The sequence below is a fragment of the Pantoea sp. EEL5 genome (genome assembly GCF_049892805.1).
Lineage (GTDB): Bacteria > Pseudomonadota > Gammaproteobacteria > Enterobacterales > Enterobacteriaceae > Pantoea > Pantoea ananatis.
On sequence record NZ_JBNDNJ010000001.1, the window covers coordinates 2,031,526 to 2,055,338 of the forward strand.

The 23,813-nt window shown below is 53.9% G+C and carries 20 protein-coding genes and 1 tRNA gene; 11 read left to right on the forward strand and 10 right to left on the reverse strand.

Annotated elements, in window-relative coordinates; all coding sequences use genetic code 11:
* The first annotated feature begins 142 nt into the window (after positions 1-142).
* The 6 genes from mepS to yejF all read left to right on the forward strand — a co-directional run bounded on the left by mepS (position 143) and on the right by yejF (position 8,088).
* Positions 143-712 (forward strand): bifunctional murein DD-endopeptidase/murein LD-carboxypeptidase, encoded by a 570-nt coding sequence (gene mepS / locus ACPXSQ_RS09605; RefSeq protein WP_013026447.1) that lies wholly within the window; start codon positions 143-145, stop codon positions 710-712.
* A gap of 206 nt (positions 713-918) precedes the next feature.
* Positions 919-2,481: a cyclic di-GMP phosphodiesterase gene (locus ACPXSQ_RS09610; RefSeq protein ID WP_104933510.1), complete on the forward strand. Its 1,563-nt coding sequence runs from the start codon at positions 919-921 to the stop codon at positions 2,479-2,481.
* A 65-nt stretch (positions 2,482-2,546) separates the two neighbouring features.
* Positions 2,547-4,355 (forward strand): extracellular solute-binding protein, encoded by a 1,809-nt coding sequence (locus ACPXSQ_RS09615; RefSeq protein ID WP_072138169.1) that lies wholly within the window; start codon positions 2,547-2,549, stop codon positions 4,353-4,355.
* An 11-nt stretch (positions 4,356-4,366) separates the two neighbouring features.
* Positions 4,367-5,461 carry a microcin C ABC transporter permease YejB gene (locus tag ACPXSQ_RS09620; RefSeq protein WP_015699894.1) on the forward strand — a complete coding sequence of 365 codons (1,095 nt, stop codon included), beginning with the start codon at positions 4,367-4,369 and terminating at the stop codon, positions 5,459-5,461.
* Positions 5,461-6,483, forward strand: a complete 1,023-nt coding sequence (locus ACPXSQ_RS09625) for an ABC transporter permease (RefSeq protein ID WP_014605409.1) — start codon at positions 5,461-5,463, stop codon at positions 6,481-6,483. Before ACPXSQ_RS09620 ends, ACPXSQ_RS09625 begins: the two co-directional genes overlap by 1 nt.
* Complete coding sequence (yejF, locus tag ACPXSQ_RS09630) at positions 6,484-8,088, forward strand: microcin C ABC transporter ATP-binding protein YejF (protein ID WP_072138170.1); 1,605 nt, start codon at positions 6,484-6,486, stop codon at positions 8,086-8,088.
* Here yejF and ACPXSQ_RS09635 read toward each other — a convergent pair.
* The 3 genes from ACPXSQ_RS09635 to rsuA form a co-directional block, all read right to left on the reverse strand.
* Entirely contained in the window at positions 8,075-8,395 is a 321-nt protein-coding gene (locus ACPXSQ_RS09635; RefSeq protein ID WP_013026453.1) for a hypothetical protein, read from the reverse strand. The two genes, yejF and ACPXSQ_RS09635, sit on opposite strands and share 14 nt — an antisense overlap.
* Positions 8,396-8,660: 265 nt before the next feature.
* Positions 8,661-9,857, reverse strand: a complete 1,197-nt coding sequence (locus ACPXSQ_RS09640; RefSeq protein ID WP_210452808.1) for a Bcr/CflA family multidrug efflux MFS transporter — start codon at positions 9,855-9,857, stop codon at positions 8,661-8,663.
* 11 nt (positions 9,858-9,868) lie between these two features.
* Positions 9,869-10,588, reverse strand: coding sequence for a 16S rRNA pseudouridine(516) synthase RsuA (gene rsuA / locus ACPXSQ_RS09645; RefSeq protein WP_426143516.1), 720 nt, complete (start codon positions 10,586-10,588; stop codon positions 9,869-9,871).
* Positions 10,589-10,743: 155 nt separating this feature from the next.
* On the opposite strand from rsuA, the gene ACPXSQ_RS09650 reads away from it, so the two are divergent.
* Positions 10,744-12,498, forward strand: coding sequence for a DEAD/DEAH box helicase (locus ACPXSQ_RS09650; RefSeq protein ID WP_014594135.1), 1,755 nt, complete (start codon positions 10,744-10,746; stop codon positions 12,496-12,498).
* 131 nt (positions 12,499-12,629) lie between these two features.
* A complete protein-coding gene (gene rplY / locus ACPXSQ_RS09655) occupies positions 12,630-12,914 on the forward strand; it encodes a 50S ribosomal protein L25 (RefSeq protein WP_013026457.1) in 285 nt (94 codons plus the stop codon).
* A 92-nt stretch (positions 12,915-13,006) separates the two neighbouring features.
* Here rplY and yejK read toward each other — a convergent pair whose 3' ends face one another.
* Complete coding sequence (gene yejK / locus ACPXSQ_RS09660) at positions 13,007-14,011, reverse strand: nucleoid-associated protein YejK (protein WP_014594136.1); 1,005 nt, start codon at positions 14,009-14,011, stop codon at positions 13,007-13,009.
* Between the two features lie 158 nt (positions 14,012-14,169).
* Here yejK and ACPXSQ_RS09665 point away from each other — a divergent pair, with 158 nt between their 5' ends.
* The 3 genes from ACPXSQ_RS09665 (at position 14,170) to ACPXSQ_RS09675 (ending at position 16,321) form a co-directional block, all read left to right on the forward strand.
* On the forward strand, positions 14,170-14,394 hold the full coding sequence (locus tag ACPXSQ_RS09665; RefSeq protein ID WP_013026459.1) for a YejL family protein: 225 nt from the start codon (positions 14,170-14,172) through the stop codon (positions 14,392-14,394).
* 22 nt (positions 14,395-14,416) lie between these two features.
* Positions 14,417-16,171, forward strand: a complete 1,755-nt coding sequence (gene yejM, locus ACPXSQ_RS09670; protein WP_426143520.1) for an LPS biosynthesis-modulating metalloenzyme YejM — start codon at positions 14,417-14,419, stop codon at positions 16,169-16,171.
* 73 nt (positions 16,172-16,244) lie between these two features.
* Positions 16,245-16,321 (forward strand) — tRNA-Pro (locus ACPXSQ_RS09675).
* 105 nt (positions 16,322-16,426) lie between these two features.
* Here the strand turns inward: ACPXSQ_RS09675 and ACPXSQ_RS09680 are convergent.
* From ACPXSQ_RS09680 to ACPXSQ_RS09705, 6 genes are all read right to left on the reverse strand, one after another.
* On the reverse strand, positions 16,427-16,612 hold the full coding sequence (locus tag ACPXSQ_RS09680) for a hypothetical protein (protein WP_072138883.1): 186 nt from the start codon (positions 16,610-16,612) through the stop codon (positions 16,427-16,429).
* A 96-nt stretch (positions 16,613-16,708) separates the two neighbouring features.
* Complete coding sequence (locus ACPXSQ_RS09685) at positions 16,709-17,737, reverse strand: DUF2891 domain-containing protein (protein WP_042678205.1); 1,029 nt, start codon at positions 17,735-17,737, stop codon at positions 16,709-16,711.
* Positions 17,738-17,961: 224 nt separating this feature from the next.
* Complete coding sequence (gene tldD, locus ACPXSQ_RS09690; protein ID WP_426143523.1) at positions 17,962-19,419, reverse strand: metalloprotease TldD; 1,458 nt, start codon at positions 19,417-19,419, stop codon at positions 17,962-17,964.
* Between the two features lie 17 nt (positions 19,420-19,436).
* On the reverse strand, positions 19,437-20,786 hold the full coding sequence (locus ACPXSQ_RS09695) for a TldD/PmbA family protein (RefSeq protein ID WP_233255864.1): 1,350 nt from the start codon (positions 20,784-20,786) through the stop codon (positions 19,437-19,439).
* Between the two features lie 26 nt (positions 20,787-20,812).
* The gene (locus ACPXSQ_RS09700) at positions 20,813-22,069 is read right to left on the reverse strand and encodes a thioredoxin family protein (protein WP_210509694.1); all 1,257 of its coding nucleotides are present in this window, start codon (positions 22,067-22,069) and stop codon (positions 20,813-20,815) included.
* 29 nt (positions 22,070-22,098) lie between these two features.
* Entirely contained in the window at positions 22,099-23,790 is a 1,692-nt protein-coding gene (locus ACPXSQ_RS09705; protein WP_019106562.1) for an ABC transporter ATP-binding protein/permease, read from the reverse strand.
* Positions 23,791-23,813 lie beyond the last annotated feature (23 nt).

Consider the following 23,813-nt stretch of genomic DNA (forward strand, 5'->3'; position numbering starts at 1 on the left):
CTTTAATAGATAAAATGTGGTGATTTACACATTTTTATAATTAAAGCATTGTCTTGTTCTGACTGGCTTATTAATCTCATTCCGTTTTGTCATCTGGCTGGCGACAATCTTGTCGTAAGGACTTCGAAGGAAAACCCGAATAATGGTCAAGTCTCAACCAATACTGAGATATATCTGGCGGATTGCGCCCGCTCTGGCGCTGGCAACTCTCCTCTCAGCTTGTAGCAGTACCCATAACACCGTTAAAAACGAGAATCATGAAGTTAACAACCAGAATGGTTTTTTACTTCAAGCGTCTCAGGATGAGTTCGAAGAGATGGTGCGCAACGTTGATGTTAAGACGCGCATCATGGATCAATACGCGAGCTGGAAAGGTGTTCGTTACCGTCTTGGCGGTGATACCAAGCGTGGTATTGATTGTTCCGCTTTCGTTCAGCGTACGTTCCGCGAACAGTTTGGTCTGGATCTTCCTCGCTCAACGTCCGAACAGCAGGGAACGGGAAAAGAGATTTCTCGCAGCAGACTGCGACCGGGTGACTTAGTTCTGTTCCGTGCTGGCTCAACGGGCCGTCATGTCGGTATCTACCTCGGCAATGACAACTTTGTTCATGCTTCGACCAGCAGCGGTGTCATGATCTCCAGCCTTAATGAAGATTACTGGAAAAAACGTTATCGCGAAGCGCGGCGGGTCTTAAGTCGCAACCCGAGCTAATGCCGCTCCCGAATGTCCTCTCAGCCAGAGAAAAACAGAACGCTGCCCAGGCAGCGTTTTTTTTTAATCCCTCGAATCCCCCTAAAAATACTTGTTTATCAAAATAATAACGAGACATTATTAACAGACTCGTTATATTCTCAGACGCAAATATTCGGGCGATTGCGCACCAGTAAGTTTTATATTTTGATCAGGGGAAGCACTTCATGCCATTGTCGCGGGCGCTGATACGCCAGGCAACTTATCCTCGTCAAATCGCGTGGAATAGCGCGATTATTGGCAGTCTGTTTTTTTTGTTGTTAACCTCTGTTTTGCTCATCGAAACCCAACATCGTCGGGAAAGCCAACATAAACAGTTGCTCATCGACAGTAGTAACGACTTTCAACGTAGCGTCCAGACGCTTATTTCGGACACGCTTTCCCCCCTGCTTCCATTCGTTCAGTCAGAATGCTATATCGGTAATCATGAGTTAACCGCGCAAGCCGCGTTTGCCGGCGACATACGCGCCATTATTTTAGTTAAAGACGGTAACGCGTTTTGCTCTTCCGCAACCGGAAGCTTTTTTCAGCCGCTTAGCGCGCTCTCAGCCCGAACGGATAGCACACGTGACAGGGACATTCGGTTGTTGCCGGGTACGCCGATGCAGCCGACAAAGCCGGTGCTAGCCATCTGGATTAAGCAGCCCGGCACCCTTCAGTCCGGCATTTTTACGACATTGAATCTGAGCCTGGCAACGTATCAGCTAAAAGCGTCTTCTTACCCCGAAATCACCGGGATTGCCTTACTCGCCCATAAAACTGCCATGACCAGTTGGCAGCCAACGCTGGTACGAAATCGTCAACTCCCGCCGCCGCTAATGCAAACGCCCCTGGAAGGCCTTCCTTTCCAGTTTGCTCTCTACGGTTCAACGCTGTCAGCAAGTGACTATCAGACCATCATGCTGAGCAGCCTGCTGATTTCATTAATCGCCAGCTGTGCCTTTTGGTTTTTGCTGACCCGCTTTCAGCGGCCTGGCAAAGAGATCACCCTGGGTATCCGACGAGGGGAATTTCATGTCGAGTATCAGCCTTTAGTTTCGGCCCAGGATGGCAAATCTTATAGTATGGAGGCACTGCTACGCTGGACACATCCTTCGGGTGAAACGGTCCCACCCGATATTTTTATCAGCTATGCTGAAGCACAACGCCAAATCGTCCCCCTGACCCGACACCTGTTTGAACTGGTCGCCCGCGATGCACATCAACTCCGTGATAGCCTGCCCAAAGGAACCTGCATCAGCGTAAATATTTCCCCTCTGCATCTCAGCGCCTGCAGTTTTCGTGACGATGTCCTGTACTGGCAGGACAATATGCCTCACGATCATTTTCTGTATGTTTTTGAAATTACCGAGCGCGCAGTCGTCGAGAACGCGAATGCGGCCGAACTGTTTCACTGGCTACAACAGCGAGGCATTAAAATCGCGGTTGATGATTTTGGCACCGGGCACAGTGCATTAATCTATCTTGAGAAGTACCATTTTGATTACCTGAAAATCGATCGTGGATTTGTGCAAAGTATCGGAACGGAAACGATCACTTCGCCGGTGCTGGATACGGTGTTACAACTGGCTAAACGGCTCAATCTGATGAGCGTGGCCGAGGGCGTTGAAACCGACGAACAGGCCAGTTGGTTGATCGACCGTGGCGTCACCTATTTACAGGGCTATTTTTATAGCCGTCCGTTACGCCCGGAGCAGATCAAAGACTATTTTCAGCGTCAAAACAGGTAACCCATGCTTTAATTGCCGTAGATTATCGCTGCGGTGCAAGACACTCACAGGAGAGAACATCCCTTATGCAGCTCCGCTTCGCCCTTCTGCTGCTGTGTAGCTTGCTTACCCTTCCGCTGCACGCTTCCCCGGTTCAGACAAGCTACGCGTTTGCTCAGGTTGGGACGCCAAAGTATGCGCAAGACTTCAGTCACTACGACTATGTGAATCCTGCCGCGCCCAAGGGCGGCAAGATCGTCTTGTCCGTCATTGGCACTTACGACAATTTCAACCGCTATGCCTCACGTGGCAATCCCGGTGCCGGTACCGGGCCCCTGTATGACAGCTTATTCACGACGTCGGACGATGAAACCAGCAGTTATTACCCACTCATTGCGGAATCTGCTCGTCATCCCGCGGATTTCAGCTGGATGGACGTTACCCTTAATCCCCGCGCCCGGTTCCAGGATGGTTCACCCATTACGGCGGAGGATGTGGCCTTTACCTTCCAAAAGTTTATGACTGAAGGGGTTCCGCAGTTTCGGATATTTTATCGCGGCATCACGGTCACCGCCCTCAACCGCCAGACCGTGCGTATTAGGTTACCGGCCCCGGATAAAGACCTGATGCTGGGATTGCTGACGCTACCGGTGATCTCACAAACCTTTTGGCAGACGAGAAAATTTAACGAGCCGCTCAGCCAGCCCCCCTTGTCGAGTGGGCCTTATCGCATCAGTAAGTGGAAGCTGGGCCAGTTTATTGAATTCAGTCGCGTGAACGATTACTGGGCGGCAGATTTGCCGGTTAACCGTGGCCGGTTCAATTTTGATGTAATGCGTTACGACTATTACCTGGACGACAACGTGGCATTTGAGGCATTCAAAGCCGGGGCCTTTGATCTGCGGGAAGAGACGTCGGCAAAGAAATGGGCCACGCAGTATCTGGGGCGTCATTTCGACGATCGACAGATCGTGAAAGAAACCACACCGAATACCGCCTCAATTGATACGCGCTGGCTGGCGCTGAATAATGAAAAAGCCCTGTTTAGCGATCGTCGGGTCCGGCAGGCGATGGCGCTGGCTTTCGATTTTGAATGGATGAATAAAACGCTTTTCTATCAGGCTTTTAAGCGCACAGGCAGCTATTTTCAGAATACCCACTATGCCGCACGGGGCCTGCCCGATGCCGCGCAGCTGCGCATTCTGACGCCGTTCACAGCACAGTTACCGCCTGAAGTCTTCAGTGAAACCTATGTGCCGCCACAAACTGACGGCAGCGGCTACGATCGCACCAACCTGCTCAAGGCAATGTCCCTGCTGAATCAGGCGGGCTGGCACATCAGGAATCAGCGCCTGATTAATGATAAAACCGGGCAGCCCTTTAGCGCAGAGCTGCTGCTGCCCGCAGGCGCAAACAGTGAATGGGCGCTTCCTTATCAACATAATCTGGCGCGGCTGGGTATCACGTTAACGCTACGCCAAATTGACAGCTCGCAGTACCTGCGCCGCCTGCGCAGCGGTGACTATGATATGGTCAGTAATCTTTATCATGCGATGCCAACCCCCTCACGCAGTCTGCAGGCCAACTGGCAATCGGACTATATTCAGTCCTCCTGGAACACGGCCAGGGTCAAGGACCCCGTTGTCGATAGCGTTGTGAAACAGATCATCGCCCATCAGGACGATGCGGACGCCTTGCTGCCGTTGGGCCGGGCGCTGGACCGTATTTTACTGTGGAATGCGTATATGATCCCGATGTGGTACAACGCCGAGCAGCGACTTGCCTTTTGGGACAAATTTTCCCATCCTGCGGTTAAACCTGCCTACAGCACAGGTCTGGATAACTGGTGGTATGACGTGAATAAAGCCGGGCGACTGCCGGCCGACAAACGCTGAGGAGAGGCAGGTTGGCAAGTTACTTTTTACGTAGACTGTTACTGATTATTCCTACCTTGTGGGCCATCATTACGCTCAACTTTTTTATTGTACAAATTGCGCCAGGCGGCCCGGTCGATCAGGCGCTGGCGAATATCCAGTTTGGCCAGACCAGCGGGCTGCCTGGTGCGGGCAGCGGTGAAGGCGGCGGCACCCAGGCCAGCCTGCATCGCGTCACGCCAGGGGATAATCAATACCGCGGCGCGCGCGGCCTGGACCCGGAGGTCATCGCAGAAATTGAGCGACGTTACGGCTTCGATAAACCTATCGGGGAGCGCTATCTCACCATGCTGTGGAACTATCTGCGCTTTGACTTTGGTGACAGCCTGTTTCGCAGTGCTTCCGTATTGCAGTTAATCAAACAGAGCCTGCCCGTCTCTGTCAGCCTTGGCCTGTGGAGTACCTTAATTATCTACCTGGTCTCCATCCCGCTGGGCATTAGAAAGGCGGTGCGTAACGGCAGTACCTTTGATGTCTGGAGCAGCACCTTCATCATTATTGGCTACTCCATTCCGGCGTTTCTGTTTGGCATTATGTTGATTGTTCTGTTTGCCGGCGGCAGCTATTTTGACTGGTTTCCCCTGCGCGGTCTGACGTCTCCACAGTTTGATTCGCTGCCTTGGTACGCCAGGGTAACCGATTATCTCTGGCACATTGCGCTACCGGTACTGGCGACGGTGATTGGCGGTTTTGCCACCTTAACTATGCTGACCAAAAATGCATTTCTGGATGAGATTCGCAAACAGTATGTGGTCACCGCCCGGGCTAAAGGCCTCTCAGAGCGGCGCATTCTCTACCATCATGTGTTTCGCAACGCAATGCTGCTGGTGATCGCCAGCTTTCCCGCCACCTTTATCAGCATGTTTTTTACCAGTTCGGTATTGATTGAGGTGATGTTCTCTCTTAATGGCCTGGGCCTGCTGGGTTTTGATGCGACGATCCAGCGCGATTATCCCGTGATGTTTGGCACCCTGTATATTTTCACCCTGATAGGTTTGCTGATGAATATCCTGAGTGATTTGACCTATACCCTGGTGGATCCCCGTATTGATTTTGAGGGCCGGTGATGCGTCTTTCTCCCCTAAATCAGCAGCGCTGGCAGCGCTTTCGTCATCACCGCCGTGGCTACTGGTCGCTGTGGATTTTTCTGTCTGTCTTTATGCTTTCCCTGTGCGCGGAATTCATTGCCAATGATAAACCGCTGCTGGTGCATTATCAGCAGCGCTGGTACGCTCCGCTGTTTTTTAACTATAGCGAAAGCGATTATGGTGGCCCGTTTGCCACGGCAGCGGATTATCAGGATCCCTGGTTGCAACAGCGCATTGAAAATCACGGCTGGGCGCTTTGGGCACCCATCCGTTTCGGTGCCAACAGTATTAATTTCGCTTCTCAGGTGCCCTTCCCTTCGCCGCCCTCCCGGCAGAACTGGCTGGGCACGGATGCCAACGGCGGCGATGTTATGGCGCGTCTGTTATATGGTCTGCGCATTTCACTCCTGTTTGGGGTGCTGCTGACGCTGTTTTCCAGCGTGATTGGGATCGTCATCGGTGCCATACAAGGCTACTTTGGTGGCAAGGTGGACCTGATAGGTCAACGCCTGATTGAGGTCTGGTCCGGGATGCCCTCGCTGTTTTTGCTGATCTTGCTTTCGAGCGTGATTCAGCCCAGCTTCTGGTGGCTGCTGCTGGTTACCGTGCTGTTTGGCTGGATGAGTTTGGTCAGCGTCGTACGTGCCGAGTTTCTGCGTACCCGTAACTTTGACTATATTCGGGCCGCGCAGGCGCTGGGCGTCAGTGACGGACGTATTATGCTGCGTCATATCCTGCCCAACGCCATGGTGGCAACCCTGACCTTTCTGCCTTTTATCCTGTGTGGCTCTATCACCACCTTAACCTCGCTCGATTTTCTCGGGTTTGGTCTGCCCATCGGCTCTCCCTCTCTGGGAGAGCTGCTGCTGCAGGGGAAAAATAACCTGCAGGCCCCCTGGCTGGGTTTATCGGGCTTTTTTACGCTGGCGATTCTGCTGTCGCTGCTCATTTTCATTGGCGAAGCCGTGCGCGACGCCTTTGATCCCAGTAAAGGAGTCTGAATGAGCACCCCGCTGCTTGCTGTTAACCATCTCTCCATCGCCTTTCGTCAGGGCAAACAGCTGTATCAGGTGGTGGACGATGTCTCGCTGCGTATAGAGGCAGGAGAAACCCTGGCCCTGGTGGGCGAATCCGGTTCTGGAAAAAGCGTTACCGCCCTGTCGATCATGCGGCTGCTGCACGCGTCCGCCGTCGCCTATCCTCAGGGCGAAATTCTGCTGGCAGGCGAAGACCTGCTCAAGGCGTCGGCGCAGCGACTCCGCGGCCTGCGGGGTAATCAGATGGCGATGATTTTTCAGGAACCCATGGTGTCACTCAACCCTTTGCACAGTATTGAAAAGCAGCTATATGAAGTGCTTTCTCTACATCGCGGCATGCGACGCGAGCCCGCGCGAGCGGAAATCCTGCGCTGCCTCGATCGCGTGGGTATTCGCCAGCCGGCCTCCCGCCTGAACGCTTTTCCACATCAGCTCTCCGGGGGCGAGCGCCAGCGTGTGATGATCGCGATGGCCCTGCTGACCCAGCCGAGGCTGCTGATTGCCGATGAACCGACCACCGCGCTTGATGTCACCGTTCAGGCGCAGATCCTTGGCCTGCTGCGCGAACTGCAACAGGAACTGAATATGGGCATGCTGTTTATTACCCATAACCTGAAGATTGTTCGCCAACTGGCAGACAGCGTCAGCGTGATGCGCTCTGGTCGGGTGGTTGAGCATAACGCCGGCCAGCGCCTGCTAACACAGCCTCAGCACGCCTACACGAAGCAGCTGCTGGCAGCCGATCCGGAAGGTCGTGCAGTGCCGCTCCCTGCGGATACGCCGGTTATTCTTAAGGTGGACAACCTGCGCGTCAGTTTTCCCCTGCGTCAGGGCCTGTTTAAACGTAAAACAGGCGAAAAAATTGCAGTAGAGAATCTTAGCTTTAGCCTGAAACGAGGCGAAAGTCTGGGATTAGTAGGCGAGTCAGGCTCAGGTAAAAGCACCACCGGTATGGCGTTGTTGCGTCTTATTGCCGCTCAGGGGGAGGTCTGGTTTGACAATCAGCCGCTGCATCAGCTGTCGAGAAAAGCGCTGTTGCCGCTGCGTCGCCGCATTCAGGTCGTTTTTCAGGATCCTAATTCTGCGCTGAATCCCCGAATGACTGTTCAGCAGATCGTTGCCGAAGGTCTGGCCGTGCATTATCCACACCTGAGTGCCGCACAACAGGACGAACGGGTTAAAGCGGTCATGACCGAGGTCGGGCTGGACGCGGAAAGCCGCCATCGCTATCCAGCTGCGTTTTCCGGCGGTCAGCGTCAGCGAATCGCTATTGCGCGCGCCCTGATTCTTGAACCGGAGCTGCTGATACTGGATGAGCCAACCTCCTCACTCGACCGCTCCGTACAAAAACAGATTCTGACGCTGCTGCGGGGATTACAGCAGCAGCGTCAGCTGAGTTATCTGTTTATCAGTCACGATTTGGAAGTGGTGCGCTCGCTCTGCCATCAGCTCATCGTACTGCGTCAGGGCGAGGTCGTTGAACAAGGCGACTGTGAGACACTCTTTGCCACACCTGCACAGGCTTATACCCGCGAGCTGCTCGGCTCCGTTTCGCTCAGTGACCGATGAAGGTTTCCGCAATCGCCACGCCTTGATTTTTCAGGCAGCAGTTCGTGGCGCTCTCATCACAACGGCGGATAAAAAGGCAGGGCTGCCCTTCGCACTCGGCGATTTTGCCGTCAACCTGAATGGCGGCCAGCATGTCTTTCAGTTCCCGCAGAATCTCCCATGCCGGAACACCATCATGGCTTATCAGCCGGAGCGCAATAACGTCATGCTCTTCTGAGCCCGCATCGTCGGTTTCAATCACGGCATGACGATCGCTAATCCAGCGAAACCGCTGCGGCAGGCGATGCACAACCGAAAGTTGCAACATAGTGATCCCTATCTCCAGAGAATGAAGCGCAATTCACAACCAATGGTGTCAGCCTGCAGAGTGGGTAAAGTCTGCTTAACGCGCCGATCCGCAATCGCCCGGTAGAGCAAATTTGCGAGTTAAATCTCACTTTGGGCTATATGTACCGCGTTTAATGATAACTAACAATCATTTTAGTCCCAATACGATTACTTTATTTGCTATTTTTTTTCACAAATAAGAAACATTTTTGACTAAGCGGAAAAAGAGGATGGCAGACGCCCGCTTAGCGGGCGACGGTACGCGGACGTGAGGCGTAGAGAAATAACGAAACGGAGATTGTCGCGCACAGTGCAATGGTTCCCACCATGGGCCAGGCACTGTTGAAGCTGAACAGGGAGAGCAGCGCCCCCGCCAGCGCACCCACGCCAAAACGCAAGGTGCCCGCCAGAGAAGAGGCCGTACCGGCCATATGCGGAAACTCATCAAGGATAACCGCCATAGCATTTGACGACACCATCGACACGCAGCCGATGAACATTGCAATGCCTAATACCAGCGGCAGGAACCCCAGATCGAAAGCGCTGACGATCAACAGCCAGATGCCCATAGCAAACTGCACCAACAACCCGAAGCGAAACAGGACCACGGGGCCAAAACGGCGCACTGCCCGGCTGTTAATCAGCGTCATGATGAACAAAAACACAATATTCAGACCGAAGTAGTAGCCAAAACTCTGCGGTGAAATGTGATTCAGTTCGATGTAAACAAAGGGGCCAGCGTTGAGAAAGGTAAACAGCCCCGCAAACGAGAATCCGCTCGATAACATATAGCTGAACGCGCGCTTGTGGCGAAACAGGATAACGAAGTTACCCAGCGTGGTGCGCAGGTTAAAGCGCTGTCGCTGCTCAGGTTTAAGGGTTTCGCGAATCTGGGTTGCCACCAGCACAGTCGTTATAACCGCCGCTATCGACAGCGTCCAGAAAATGGCGTGCCAGCTCCAGACTAACAGCAGCCAGCCGCCGATGATGGGCGCCAGCAGCGGTGCAATGGTGGTAATCAACATGACGAACGACATCATGCGCGAGAAGTCCTCTTTCGAGTAACTGTCACGCATCAACGCATTGATCACGACGCTGGCCGCCGCTGCCGCCAGACCGTGTAAAAAACGCATCGCAATCAGTTGTTCAATCGACTGCGAAAGTGCGCAGGCTGCCGCTGCGCAGGCAAATATCAGGGTGCCGAGCGTAATCACCGGCTTGCGGCCATAGCTGTCGGCGAGCGGACCGTAGATCAACTGACCGATGGCAAAACCCAGGATATAAAGATTGAGCGTCATCTGAACGCTACCGGCGGACACGGCAAACTGGCGCGCAATTTGTGGCATTGCAGGCAGATACATATCTATCGACAACGGCATCAACATCGCTAACAGGCCGAGGATGACGACCAGCCCCATTGGCGAATTCTTTTCCTTACGCACCAGGTTTCTCGCTATTTTTGTTTAAGTTCATCCGGTAAGCCAATGCTGGCTATCTCTTCTTCCGTTAACGGGCGGTATTCACCCGGTTCCAGCGCCTCGTCCAGCACAATCTCACCAATGCGCTCGCGGTGCAGGCCAACGACCCGGTTACCCACGGCTGCAAACATGCGTTTGACCTGGTGATAGCGGCCTTCGCTCAAGGCCAGCAGCACTTCCGTGGGGGTGATGACCTCAAGCTGAGCGGGTTTAGTCAGGCTTTTTTCATTATGCAGCTGCACCCCGGCGCTGAACTGTGCGGCCGTGTCATCGCTCACCGGCGCTTCCAGCGTTACCCGATAAGTTTTCTCACAATGGTGGCGCGGTGAGGTAATGCGATGTGACCACTGACCGTCGTCCGTCAGCAGGACTAAACCGGTGGTATCAATATCCAGTCGGCCCGCGGCATGCAGCTTAAACGCCATCGGTTCTTCAATGAAATAGACGATGGTGGGATGATCGGGATCGTCCGTTGAGCAGACATAGCCCTGAGGTTTGTTCAGCATAAAGTAGCGCGGCCCGGTCTGCATCTGCAATACATTGCCGTCATACTCAACCTCATGATCGGGCTGGAGTTTGAAAGCGGTGTCGCGCACCACATCACCGTTAACGGTAACACGTTGACCACGGATTTCACGTGCGGCGATGGCACGGCTGATTTCCAGTTGCTGAGAGATGAATTTGTCGAGTCGCATGAATTCGTTTTGCCTGTTACTGCGGAGGGAAACTAAAACGGCATTTTTAACCGTTGAAAAAGTAGGGGAAGTATAGCCTGATCTGCGCCTCGCTGACAGCGCGTTTATTGTGGATTCGTGGCATAATTGCGGCAGGTTTTACAAAAGTGAACAGCATGTCTTTTACCTTACGCCCTTATCAACAGGAAGCGGTCGATGCCACCCTCGCCCACTTCCGTCGTCATCCTGAACCTGCCGTGATCGTTCTGCCCACCGGGGCCGGAAAAAGCCTGGTGATCGCCGAGCTTGCGCGCCTGGCTCGAGGTCGGGTGCTGGTGCTGGCGCACGTCAAAGAGCTGGTGGCGCAAAATCACAGCAAGTATCAGGCTTACGGACTTGAGGCTGACATCTTTGCGGCAGGATTGCAGCGCAAAGAAAGCCAGCGGAAAGTCGTGTTCGGTAGCGTCCAGTCTGTTGCACGTAATCTCAGCCTGTTTGACCGCGCCTTTTCGCTGGTGATTGTAGATGAGTGCCACCGCATTGGTGATGACAAAGCGAGCCAGTATCAGCAAATTTTTAATCACCTGCGCCAGCATAATCCTCAGTTGCGTCTGCTCGGCCTGACCGCAACACCGTTTCGCCTGGGCAAAGGCTGGATCTACCGTTTTCATTATCACGGTATGGTTCGGGGCGACGAGCAGGCCCTGTTTCGCGACTGCATCTATGAACTGCCCCTGCGCTATATGATCAAGCATCAGTTTCTGGTGCCGCCGGAACGGCTGGATATGCCGGTGGTTCAGTATGATTTCAGTCGCCTCACCGCTCAGGCAAATGGCCTGTTCAGCGAAGCCGACCTGAATCGGGAACTCAAACAGCAGCAGCGGGTGACGCCCCATATTATCCAGCAGATTGTGGAATTTGCCGAGGATCGCCACGGCGTGATGATTTTTGCCGCCACCGTCGAACACGCGCGCGAAATTTTGGGCCTGCTGCCTGAAAACAGCGCGCTGGTATCGGCAGAAACTCACGCGAAAGATCGGGATGCGCTAATCGCGGCGTTTAAAGCCCAGCAGCTTAAGTTTCTGGTCAACGTTGCGGTGCTAACCACCGGCTTCGATGCGCCGCATGTGGATCTGATCGCGATCCTGCGCCCTACCGAGTCAGTCAGCCTGTATCAACAGATTGTCGGACGCGGTCTGCGCCTGTCGCCCGGCAAAAAAGACTGCCTGATTCTGGACTATGCCGGTAATCCTCACGATCTGTTTACGCCTGAAGTAGGCGCACCGAAAGGGAAAAGTGACAATCAGCCCGTGCAGGTATTTTGCCCGGCCTGCGGCTTTGCCAATACCTTCTGGGGCAAGGCCACGAGCGATGGCATGGTGATTGAGCACTTTGGCCGGCGTTGTCAGGGCGTACTGGAAGACGACGAAGGCGGGCGCGAGCAGTGTGACTACCGCTTTCGGTTTAAGAACTGCCCGGCGTGCAACGCGGAAAACGACATCGCCGCGCGCCGCTGCCGCGAATGCGACAAGATTCTGGTCGATCCTGACGATATGCTTAAAGCCGCGCTGAAGCTGAAAGATGCGCGCGTTCTGCGCTGCGGCGGCATGACGCTGGAACAGGGCCGCGACGACAAAGGCGAATGGTTGAAAGCCACCTATTTCGATGAAGACGGCACCAGCGTCAGTGAGCGGTTTCGTCTGCAAACGCCCGCACAGCGCAAGGCGTTTGAACACCTGTTTATGCGCCCGCATCAGCGCGCGCCCGGCGTGCCGCTGGGCTGGCAAACCGCCGCCGATGTGCTGGCCCTGCAGCCTCTTCTGCGCCATCCCGATTTTGTGGTGGCCCGTGCCAAAGGCCAGTTCTGGCAGATTCGCGAAAAGCTGTTTGACTACCAGGGGCGCTTTCGCCGCGCTAATGAACTGCGCTAAGCCTTATTAGCGTTTGCCCCTGTAGGGGATTACCGCTATAATGCCGCCCGCTTTTGCATGTGCATAAGCGGTGTTGAATAACCCTTCTGTTACTGGGTCGCCTGTAGCAGAAATCATAAAGAGACGTATTAATGTTCACTATCAATGCAGTAGAACGTAAAGAGCAGGGTAAGGGTGCGAGCCGCCGCCTGCGCGCAGCAAACCGCTTCCCGGCCATCATTTATGGTGGTTCAGAAGCCGCTGTTGCTATCGACCTCGACCACGACCAGGTGATGAACCTTCAAACCAAGCCAGGCTTCTACGAAGAAGTGCTGACTCTGGTGGTTGACGGTAAAGAAACCAAAGTTAAAGTGCAGGCTGTTCAGCGTCATCCGTTCAAGCCAAAACTGCACCACATCGACTTCGTTCGCGCTTAATCGCCGAATGCGTTGAAAGTAGAAGGGCCGGTTGCGAAACCGGCCCTTTTATTTTGCCTGTTATCCGCCAGAACGCCGGATCGGGCAGATGCTTATTTACTGCTGGTGCGGCGTTGCAGTTGCTCACGCAGGTTAGGCGGTGTTCCTTTGATGGTCAGCGTATCGGTGACCGGATCCCAGAAAATGCGCTCGCCAAGCAACAGGGCATCGAAGTTCAGGGTCAGCCCCCCACCGCTACCGGCAAACTTGGTTAACTGACGTAACGTACTGCGATCTGCCGGGAAATGCTCTTCCAGGTCATAGCCCTGCTCCTGAGTAAAGGCTTCAAACGTCTTTTCACCCAGTGGTGGCAGCTCACCTGATAACGCTTTCAACGCGATCTCTTCCCCAGCCTGAAGCTGTTCATTACAGTAGCTGTAAACCTGCTGACGGTAGTTTTGTCGTTCATTCTTATCCAGATTCGACTCGTCACAATAGTCATCTACCGCCTGTAACAGCCCCCGGTTCTGCGCCTTGGCATCCAGTCCGACTTCCGCCCCCAGAAAATCCATGAAGAAATCAGAAACTTTTCGCCCTACCCGTCCACGCAGGAAGGTGAGGTAACGCGTCGATTCAGGGCTGGTTTCCCACTCGGTAAGATCGATTCGTGCCACGATATCGGCGTGATTGATATCCAGATAGTGGGTACTGCTGATATCCATCTGTTCGTTGACGCGCATACTCGACTGGCTGTTTAACACCGCCACCAGCAAGTATTCTACCGCCAGATAGCGGTACTGGATAAACAGCACCACGCCGCCTTCGGCGAACGGATATTTTGCCAGTTCATCACGCAGGCGTCCGGTAGCAGCCCGGCTAAAAGCGAGAAAATCATCGTTACCCTTGCGGCAGTTGCGCAGTGCATCTGCCAGTTCGCTTTCAGCATTAAACAGCCCGTAAGCTTTACTTTTTGCACTGTATACACGGTGCAGCTCTTCCACCATCGCCTCGACGGTATTGGTGGCCGGCAGTAACGAATCACGAAGCACCAGCTCTAACTGATTTTCATCACGTTTGATTAACTGGTGCAAGGCAATCTGGTCGATATCCAGACTCATGGTAAACTCTCCTAATAGCACAGGCGCGTATTCAAACACCGCCAGCAGCAGCTTTCAACTCCATGCACAACCCGAACACCGCGCTTTCGATAAATTTGCGGAAAAAAGTGCGCTGTTCCGGTACTATATCGCCTTTTGAGACGAGATAAGTTTTCGCTATGCCACAATCATCCCGTTACAGCGACCAACGCGTTGAACAACTCCTCGCGGAAATGGCGCAGGTTTTGCAAAAAGACCAGGCGCCAACCGACCTTTCCCTGATGGTACTGGGGAACATGGTAACCAATCTGATCAACAGCGATGTTGCTCCCGCGCAACGCCGCTCTCTGGCCCGTTCTTTTGCTGATGCCCTGCAGGCGTCGGTAGACGACAGCGCCCATTAATTCGCTAATCTGACGTCAAACTATGGTAACCAACCGACAGCGCTACCGCGAAAAAGTCTCCCAGATGATTAGCTGGGGACACTGGTTTGCCCTGTTCAATATCTTTTTCGCGCTTATTCTGGGTAGCCGCTATCTGTTGGTTGCCGACTGGCCTGCTTCACTGGCTGGGCGCATTTATGCGTACAGCAGCTGGATTGGTCACTTCAGCTTTATTGTATTTGCCGTTTATCTGCTGATTATCTTCCCGCTGACGTTTGTCGTGATGTCGCAACGTCTGATGCGGGTGATTTCGACGGTGGTCGCCACCGCCGGTTTGACACTGCTGATGGTCGACAGCGCCGTCTTTAACCGTTTCCATTTACACCTTAATCCGGTGGTGTGGGAACTGGTGATTAACCCCGATCAAAGTGAGATGGCGCGCGACTGGCAGCTGATGTTTATCGGCGTGCCGCTCATTTTTCTGGTGGAGATTCTGTTTGCCACCTGGAGCTGGCAGAAGCTGCGTAGCCTGAACCGCCGTTCGTTTGGTAAGCCGCTGGCCGCCCTTTTTATCAGCGCCTTTTTTGCCAGTCATTTGATGTATATCTGGGCGGACGCTAATTTTTATCGCCCGATCACGATGCAACGTGCGAATCTGCCCCTTTCTTATCCGATGACCGCCCGTCGCTTTCTTGAGCGTCACGGCTTGCTGGATGCGCAGGAATATCAGCGCCGTCTGGTGCAGCAAGGCGATCCTGAGGCTGCGGCAGTGCAGTATCCGCTCAGCGATATCACCTTTGCGGACAAAGGCTCACGCGATAACCTGTTGGTCATTACGGTGGATGGTCTGAACAGTGCCAGTGCCGATAACGCCCTGCCGGCGTTGAACCAGTTTGCCAGCCAGAACGTGCGTTTTACCCAGCATTTCAGCGCCGGGGACAACGCAGAAAAAGGCCTGTTTGGCCTGTTCTACGGCATCTCCCCGAGTTATATGAACGGTGTTCTGGCACAGCGGACGCCGTCTGCCCTGCTTACTGCACTGAGCACCCAAGGCTATCAGTTTGGCCTGTTCTCGTCAGAGGGGTTTAGTCAGCCGCTGTATCGTCAGGCGCTGCTGTCCGACTACTCTCTGCCCCCCAGCGAGGAGCAGCACAATGCCAGCACCGTTTCACAATGGCAAAGCTGGCTGAGTGCCCAAAAAGGCGATGGTACGCCCTGGTTCTCCTGGGTGGCGCTGAACGGCCCAACGGTAAGCGGTGATAACGACAAAGCACGTCAGCGAAGCTATATGCGGCAGGCTCCTGCCCTCAATGAACAGATTCAGGCCATCCTTACCACACTGCAACAACGTGACTTACTGAAAAACACCGTGGTGGTCATTACCGCTCAGCATGGTGTGGCGCTGGATGGCAATCCGGACAACGAAGGCAATCGCCAGACCTTGCAGGTGCCACTGGTTATTCACTGGCCGGACACGCCCGCGCAGACGGTGACCCGGCTTTCCGATCATCAGGACGTGATGGTGACCCTGATGCAGCGCCTGCTGCATGTGCGCACTAATCCGGTCAACTATGCTCAAGGCGAAGATCTGTTTGCTGCTCAGCGTCGTCATGACTGGGTCACCAGTAGCGAAGATAATAAGCTGGTCATTACCACGCCTAAAATCACGCTGGTGCTGAACAATAACGGCAGCTACCGTGCTTACGACGCCAGTGGAAATGTATTGAAAGATCACAAACCGGAACTCGCGCTCTTGTTGCAGGTGCTCACAGAAGAGAAACGTTTTATCGCTAACTGATTAATAATGAGGCAGTTAGTTGCCTGATCGCTTGCATTCGTGCAGAGAATCAGTAGACTAGCTTTCCAAAGTTCGGCACGTAGCGCAGCCTGGTAGCGCACTGTCATGGGGTGTCAGGGGTCGGAGGTTCAAATCCTCTCGTGCCGACCAAATTATCCCTTAAAAAACCAACCTTTACGGTTGGTTTTTTATTGCCTGCGATTGGAGAGGGTAAAAAAATGGTAAAACCAGCCATCATTTTGCTGTGATCAGATATCAGAAGCGCGTGGCATGAGAAAACGCCGCTTCGCACATCATCGTCCAGTACATTTCTGCCCTCGCGCCCCAAAAACGTCCCACGCCCGCACCCAGCAAAAGCGCAGGCTCTAGCGTCAAGATGCCAAACGGCGTCAACGTCTTTGCCGGAAACGGACCGCGCTTTGTCATTGAAAACAGCGTCATGACAAATTCCCTGCGATATCTACAGGACCACCGGTTTACTGCTACGTATCTTGTTATCGTAACCTCAGGATGCCGGAGAGGATCTCAAACGCGAGATCACGTTTGATGATGAGCCTGGCCGTCAACAGGCGACGCCAAAGCCAGCAGTGCAAAGCTGGCAAGCCAGTGGCCGCCGCTGTAATGGCTGCCCACCACGTGAGGGAGACTGGCTGTCAGATGCCGTTCGGCTGCGGCCTGAAGCAACGAGACAGCGGGATGAGCATTTGGCAATGCAACAGCAAGATGCCTAAAGCACCAGGCTCTGCTGAGATTCAATCCGTCAAGATGTGTGATGGTGGGATCGGTACGATCGCTGACCTCTGCAGGCTGCATCAGCGCGGTCTTACTGGCGATATCAGGTAGAAATGCATCGAACCAGTTGGCGAAGTTAACGGTGACTTTACTCATTAACATGGCTTCCGTTAATGCACCAGAAAGGTATTCGTCCCCACCGGGTTCATAATGTGCTGGATAATCAGTGTCCTCGCGGTAAAAACGTTCTGCGACATTAACGATGACGTTTTCCAGCAAGCTGTCCTCTAAAGTGCGTGCGTAATCCAGTGCTAACATCAGCGCGAAGGCAGAATTGGTATGGGTCCCGACCCGAATAGCGTAGGTCAGCTTACTGAAGTAGTCGATAAAGCGACTGCGAATGTCCTGCGTCAGTGGCTCAAGCCTCTGATACCACTGCGCAGCCTGCGGCAAGGCAGATTTTTTCAGCTCCCCGGATAAGCCAAGCAACCATGCATAACCGTAAGGACGTTCGAACGCCGTGCGAAACGGTACGGTAAAATAAGCACGTTCCTGCGCGATATTTTCTTCAGTAAAATGCGCATGAAAAACAGCAATGATTTCATCACGGCATGACAACGTGGGATAAAGGCTCAGGGCACGGAGCAACAGCCAGTAACCGTGTACCGCAGAGTGCCAGTCGTAGCAGCCATAGAAAACCGGATGCAGTACACGTGGCGACAAGGCATCACTGTCATCAAGCATTAAGTGTACAAGATGACTGGGATATTCCTGGCGCAAATAGGTTAATGGCATCCGGGCAAATGCATCAGTCCAGGATGGCGTTAATTTCATCATCATTCCTTACCCGAGAAAGCGTTAACCGTCTCAAGATTCCCCTTACCGCCAGTCAGTGACGGCAGGTTCATTTTTGGCTTATAAAACACATGATCGCTGCGGGCTCTGGCGCGTCCGCAGCGCGCGCAAACGCTGGCATCGACATTTGAACAGCGGTCAGCCCACCCGTAGCGTCCGTCAAAGCGACAAGCGCCACAGACCGGTTTCGTCGGATGATGACCTCATCGCTGGCGCGTGCCGCCAACGATGAGGTTATCCACTTTAAGCGTCGGTTGCCCTACGCCCACTGGAACATTTTGTCCCGATTTCCCGCAGGTGGCGACGCCACGATCCAGAGCCAGATCGTTGCCAACCATGCTGATCTGCTGCAGCGTTTCCGGTCCCTTTCCGGTCAGCGTGGCGCCTTTAACCGGTGTTGTAATTTTGCCGTCTTCGATCAGGTAGGCCAGCGCGCTTTGAAAGCTATATTGGCCACTGACGATATCCACCTGTCCGCTGCCCAGGTTAGCCAGATATAATCCACGTTTAACAGACGCAATGATCTCCTCAGGTTCATACTGGCCATTACGCATAAAGGTGTTTGTCATGCGCGGCATAGGAAGATACGCGTAGGACTGACGTCGGCCATTGCCAGTGGGGGGAAGTTTCATCAGACGGGCACTCAGGCTGTCGTGCATATAACCTTGCAGAATACCGCCTTCAATCAATGAGGTGCACTGCGTCGGGTGCCCCTCATCATCTGTATTGAGCGAACCCCGGCGCCCCTGTAGCGTGCCGTCATCGACGATATTCACCCCAGGTGGTGCAACTCTCTCTCCGATGCGCCCTGCGTAAACTGAGGTACCCAGCCGGTTATAGTCACCTTCAAAGCCATGCCCCATGGCTTCATGCAACAACATGCCGGGCCATCCGGCGGCAATGACAACAGGCATTCCGCCGGACGGGGCCGCAACCGCCTCTAAATTTATCAGTGCCGAATCCACCATCGTGCGTAAAGTCTGTTGCAGCACCTGATCGTTGAACATGTTGAAATCGCCGCGCCCACCTATGCCGGTCGTGGCCGACTCACGGACGCCACGCTGCTCGACGATGACGCTGACCTGCAACAGCAGCATCGGACGAATATCTGCAGCCTGATAAAAATCATGGCGCAGAACATAGTTAACCGAATGGGACAATCGAAGGCTGGCCGTGACCTGAATCACCCGTGGGTCAAGCGCACGAGTCATTTGGTTGATTTTTTCCAGCAGACTGATTTTCTCTGCCGCCTCCCATGCCACTAAGGGATCGCGGGAGCCGATATGCGTTGACTCGGGCCGGGCTTTAACAGGTTCAGGCAGGGCGAGACAGCAATGCTTAGCGATGGTCCGTACCGATCGCGCGGCTTCGCGCAAATGTTTGAGATCAAGATGCTGAGAATAAGCGAAGGCGGTCTGATCGTACTCTACCGCACGCAGGCCGAACCCCTGATCGACATCAAACGATCCAAAGTTCACCACGCCATTTTCCATTGCCCAACTTTCATGGCGAAGACTCTGCACATATAAATCGGCGTAATCGACCCGATGGACGAGAATCCGTCCCATGATGTCCTGTAGCAGGGCATCGCTCAGGCCGTAGGGTTCCAGCAATTGCTGTTTGGCCTGTACCAGGCGAGTGGTTGTGCCTGTTTGACTCATAGTAAAACTCCTTTGGCTCAGCGTCCTGCCACCTGAAGGTTATCAATTAATACAGACCCGGAAGTCAGTGCGCCCTGGGTTATCACGTCAGTCCCGATAGCCACAATGTTGCGGAACATTTCGGCCAGGTTACCCGCCACCGTAACGCCATCAACGGCGTACCGTATTTGCCCGCCTTCAGCCCAAAAACCCCGCAGGCTTCGCGAGTAATCACCGTTAATCAACCGTGGCCCGCCGCCGCTGAAACTGGTCACGATCAGCCCGGTATGAAGTTTTTTTACCATCGCGTCGAAATCATCGCCCTTCTGCGTCAGGCTGCTGGTCAGAGACAGGTTTCCCGGCCCCCAGCCATTCCCGGTCGGAGCCATATCAAGATGGCGCGCGGCATAAGCTGAGAGGAAAAAACCCGCCAGAATCCCCTGATTAACGATCTTGCGGGTTGTGCCACCGATACCGTCGCCGTCGAATGACCGGCTGGCGAGCCCCTGCGGCGCGAAGGGATCTTCAGTGACGCTGACGTGGTCGCTGAAAACCGTCTCGCCCAGTCTGTCAGCGAGGAAGCTGTTACGGTGATACAGCACGCTACCGCTGGTTGCCTGAACCAGATGGTCAAGCAAAGACAGCGCACATTTAGCGTCAAACAAGACCGGACAGCGCTGGCTGCCCTGAAGCGGGGCAGTATCCAGCGCCGCTATCGCGCCATTTCCAGCCCGGCGTCCAATCTCTTCCGGTGCCATGAGTGACTGGGCGTGGCGGGCAACAGAGAAATGGAAATCCAGCAGGCTGCGATTCTGCTTACGGGCCAGCGCGCGGGCTGCCATCAGGTGATTGCTCTGGCGTTCGCTGCAGCTAAATCCATGACTGTTCATGATGAAGCAGTCCGAGTGCCCGGTGTGCACGGTAACACCGTCGCTAATCACGTCGTCTCCCGCTGAAACAATCCCGGCCTCTATGCGCTGTGCCAGTGCTGTCGCATCGACTTCGTCGAGGTTCCAGGGATGCCAGAGGTCCAGTTCGTCCGATGCACGGCAAAGAAAGCGTGCCTCCGCCAGTCCGGCGAAACGATCTTCGCCGGTGTAACCTGCAATACGGCATGCGGCCTGCACCGTTTCACGCAGGCTTGCAGACGAATAGTTCGTTGAGCTGGTCGTTCCCTGATGATGACCTCGGTAAACGGTGAGAAACAGGCTGGATTGACTGGCGCGGGTGCGCGTTTTTAACCGGCCCTGACGCATTTCAAGTAGCAGTCCTGTGCTTTCGTTAAACATCACCTGCGCATCGGAAGCCCCTTCCTGCAAGGCCATCCTGATAACGCTGTCAGCCAGGTCCGACAGCTGAACCCGGCTGTGCGCCAACGTATTTGCCATAGCGGCCTCCTGTTTATGCATCATTATTAAAGGTCCGGTGCCGCGGCAAGCAGGCGATTCAAAACCGCCTGCGATGCTGTGCTTATTGGCAGCGCAAGCTGCAACAGGTTTTGATGAAGCGCGTTTTCTTTACTAATAAATTCACCATTTAGCGACTTCCATTCATCTCTGAGCTGGGCGATCTCCCCCTGAGTGAGCTTGCCCGTCGGCGTTTGACGCTCTTTCGCCATAAACCAACCCATTCGCTTCTCTGGTGTGGCGCGATCGTCGTCGCTCCAGCCTGAGTGGATTTGCATAATGTGGAAATGCGCCCAGTTCATATTTTTCGTGATGATGTCCCACCGTTCACCGTCGGTCGTAACAGGAAACGGTGAAAGATGTTGGATCAGCATGGCGACTATCTTTTCCAGCTGTCGGTCTGACGTTTGGAAGCCAGACAACAGGGAAGATGCCAGATTGCCAATATCGGCCCAGGCCTGCGGTGTCGTTTCGCGTCCGGCAAACCGGTCGGCGCACAGTGTTTGCCACTGCGCCAGTAGCGTTATTAGCTCGGGCGCACGCAGATGATTATCCCAGGGGAAGAACCCATCGCTCAGCCACCACTGCATAAACGCTGATGGCACCAGTCGGTAATCTTTACCTGCCCGTAACGCCCCAAACAGGCCTTCCACCTGTTCCACCGTGAGATATTCACAACGGTCAAGCAGGCAGCCCAGTGCAGCGGAAAGCCCGGTGATACGTTCAAATGCATTACTGTCGGGTTGATGGACCATCGCCGCCGCAAGGGTGCCTTTACCCTCGATCCAGTAGCGACTCTGGCCCGTGGTAATCTCTCGCTCGCGGGCATGTCGCAGCACACGTGCCGCAATAAAAGCGAACAGTTCGTCATCCCCATAGAAACTGCCCCATTCCAGACTTTCGTCCTGCTGTAAGTGCACTGTGGGTACCGAGATGTTGACATGATGGTTGGCAAGCCATTCGTTGAGCTGAGCCAGAGACTGAGCGCCCACTAACCGAACCGGGTCCTGAGCCGGGTTAAACAGCAATAAGGTGGGAATGCCCCGCACGCTAAAGCGCTGCATGATGGAAGGATATTTTTCGACATTAAGTTTGGCGACCAGTAAATGTCCCGCCGTGTTGCGGGCCAGCTTATCGATAATCGGCGACATCGCTCGGCAAGGCGCGCACCAGGGGGCCCAGAGATCGACGAGAACCGGTAACTGAGCATCGGCCAGAAAGACATCAAGCTCAAGATCGGTTAATTCAATGGATTTATGCGTCATAGTGTTTCCTTTGCAAGCGTTAACGCTCATTAACGGGCCGTGAGCGTGAGAATATGAGGGTGGAAGTGTTCAAGCTCTTTACGGTGTGCCACGCTGATAAGCGTACAGTTGGGCAACTGGTCGATAAGCGCCTGATAAAGTCGGTTTTCTGTCTGCGGATCGAGTGCGCTGGTCGCTTCATCAAGAAACAGCATTTCGGGTTTGTGCAACAGCACCCGGGCCATCGCCAGCCGTTGCTGTTCGCCGCCGGAGAGCACCTGCTGCCAGCGGTCAAATTGTGTTAACGAAGCGGCGTGAGCCTCCAGGCAGCAGTCAATTAACGCCTGTTGGCACTGCTGATCGGTAAAAACGTCAGGTTCAAGCGGATAGGTCAGCGCACTTTTTAACGTGCCTACCGGGATATAGCTTTTCTGGGGTAAAAAAAGCGTACGAACAGACTCGGGGGCAATAATAGTGCCTTCGCCATAAGGCCAGAGCCCGGCACAGGCGCGCAATAGCGTGCTCTTACCACAGCCCGAACGGCCGCGAATCACCCAGCGCTCGCCCGCCTGTACCTGCCAGTGCGGCAGATGGGACAGTAAGGAACCATCTGGCTGCCGAAGCGTCAGGTTCTCGCACTGCAGGCGCGTCCCCTGGTGCTTCAGTAAAATTCCTGAGGGCTTATCGCGCGCTTTATTTAACGCCCAGAGCAGATCACGAAGTCGGTTGGACAGCGCCATCCAGTTGGTAAATGACTGATAAGCCTGTGGGAAAAAAGAAAGCGTGCTAAGCAAGGTTCCGTAGGCCATCGTGATCTGCGTCAGGCCGCCCATCGTTATTTTTCCCGACAGTAGCAACGGGAGTGCCAGCAGCGTGGGTAAGGGCGAAAATACCTGCGAAAAAAAGCTCTGGAAAAAGTTGAGTCTGAACGTCTTACGCATCATCAGCAGGGTATTTGCGCGCACCCGTTCAAAGCGCGAAAATAGCCGCCGCCGTTCACGCTCTCCACCTTCAAAAAAAGCAATTTGCTCGGCGTTTTCCCGAACCTGCATGCCAAGGAAACGAAAGTCAGCTTCCACCGTTTGTTTATTCATATTCACGCCGATCAGGACTTTACCCAGCCAGTGCGCCAGCGCGAGATGGGCAACAGAATACAAATAGACGACAATCACCATGTAACCGGGAATAGATAATGTCGTGCTGCCCAGGCTAATGGATAACGCGCCTGATAATCCCCACAGCACAATGGTGAAAGTGACCATGTTGACCAGCACATTAATAATGTTGGTCGATAAATTGATTGTGACGTCGGTAAAAAGATTGATATCTTCCGCAACGCGTTGATCGCTGTTGCTGATAACGTTGTCCCGTTCTAACTGATAATAAGCAGGATGTTCTGTCCAGCGTTCCACAAAGCGAGCGGTCATCCATGTCCGCCATCGCAACGTGAGATAGTTTATCGCCAGTACACTTATCAAAGGCAATACCGTGGTTAACGCGCCGATAATCAGGCTTTCAATCATGACATTGCTGATTACCGGCCAGTTTAGTGCGACCAGTGCATCGGTTAATTTTCCGTGTAGCCTGTTCAATGCGACAAAGGCATAGGTCGTGGTAAAATTAATTGTCAGGATGACAGCCAGTAATAATATAGCGAGCCATTTCTCTGATGATATCCAGAAAGGATAGATTAATTGCCACGTACCCGGACGGTTATCATCCGATGGGATTTTATTTACCACGTTAGTATACTCTGGTGATTTAC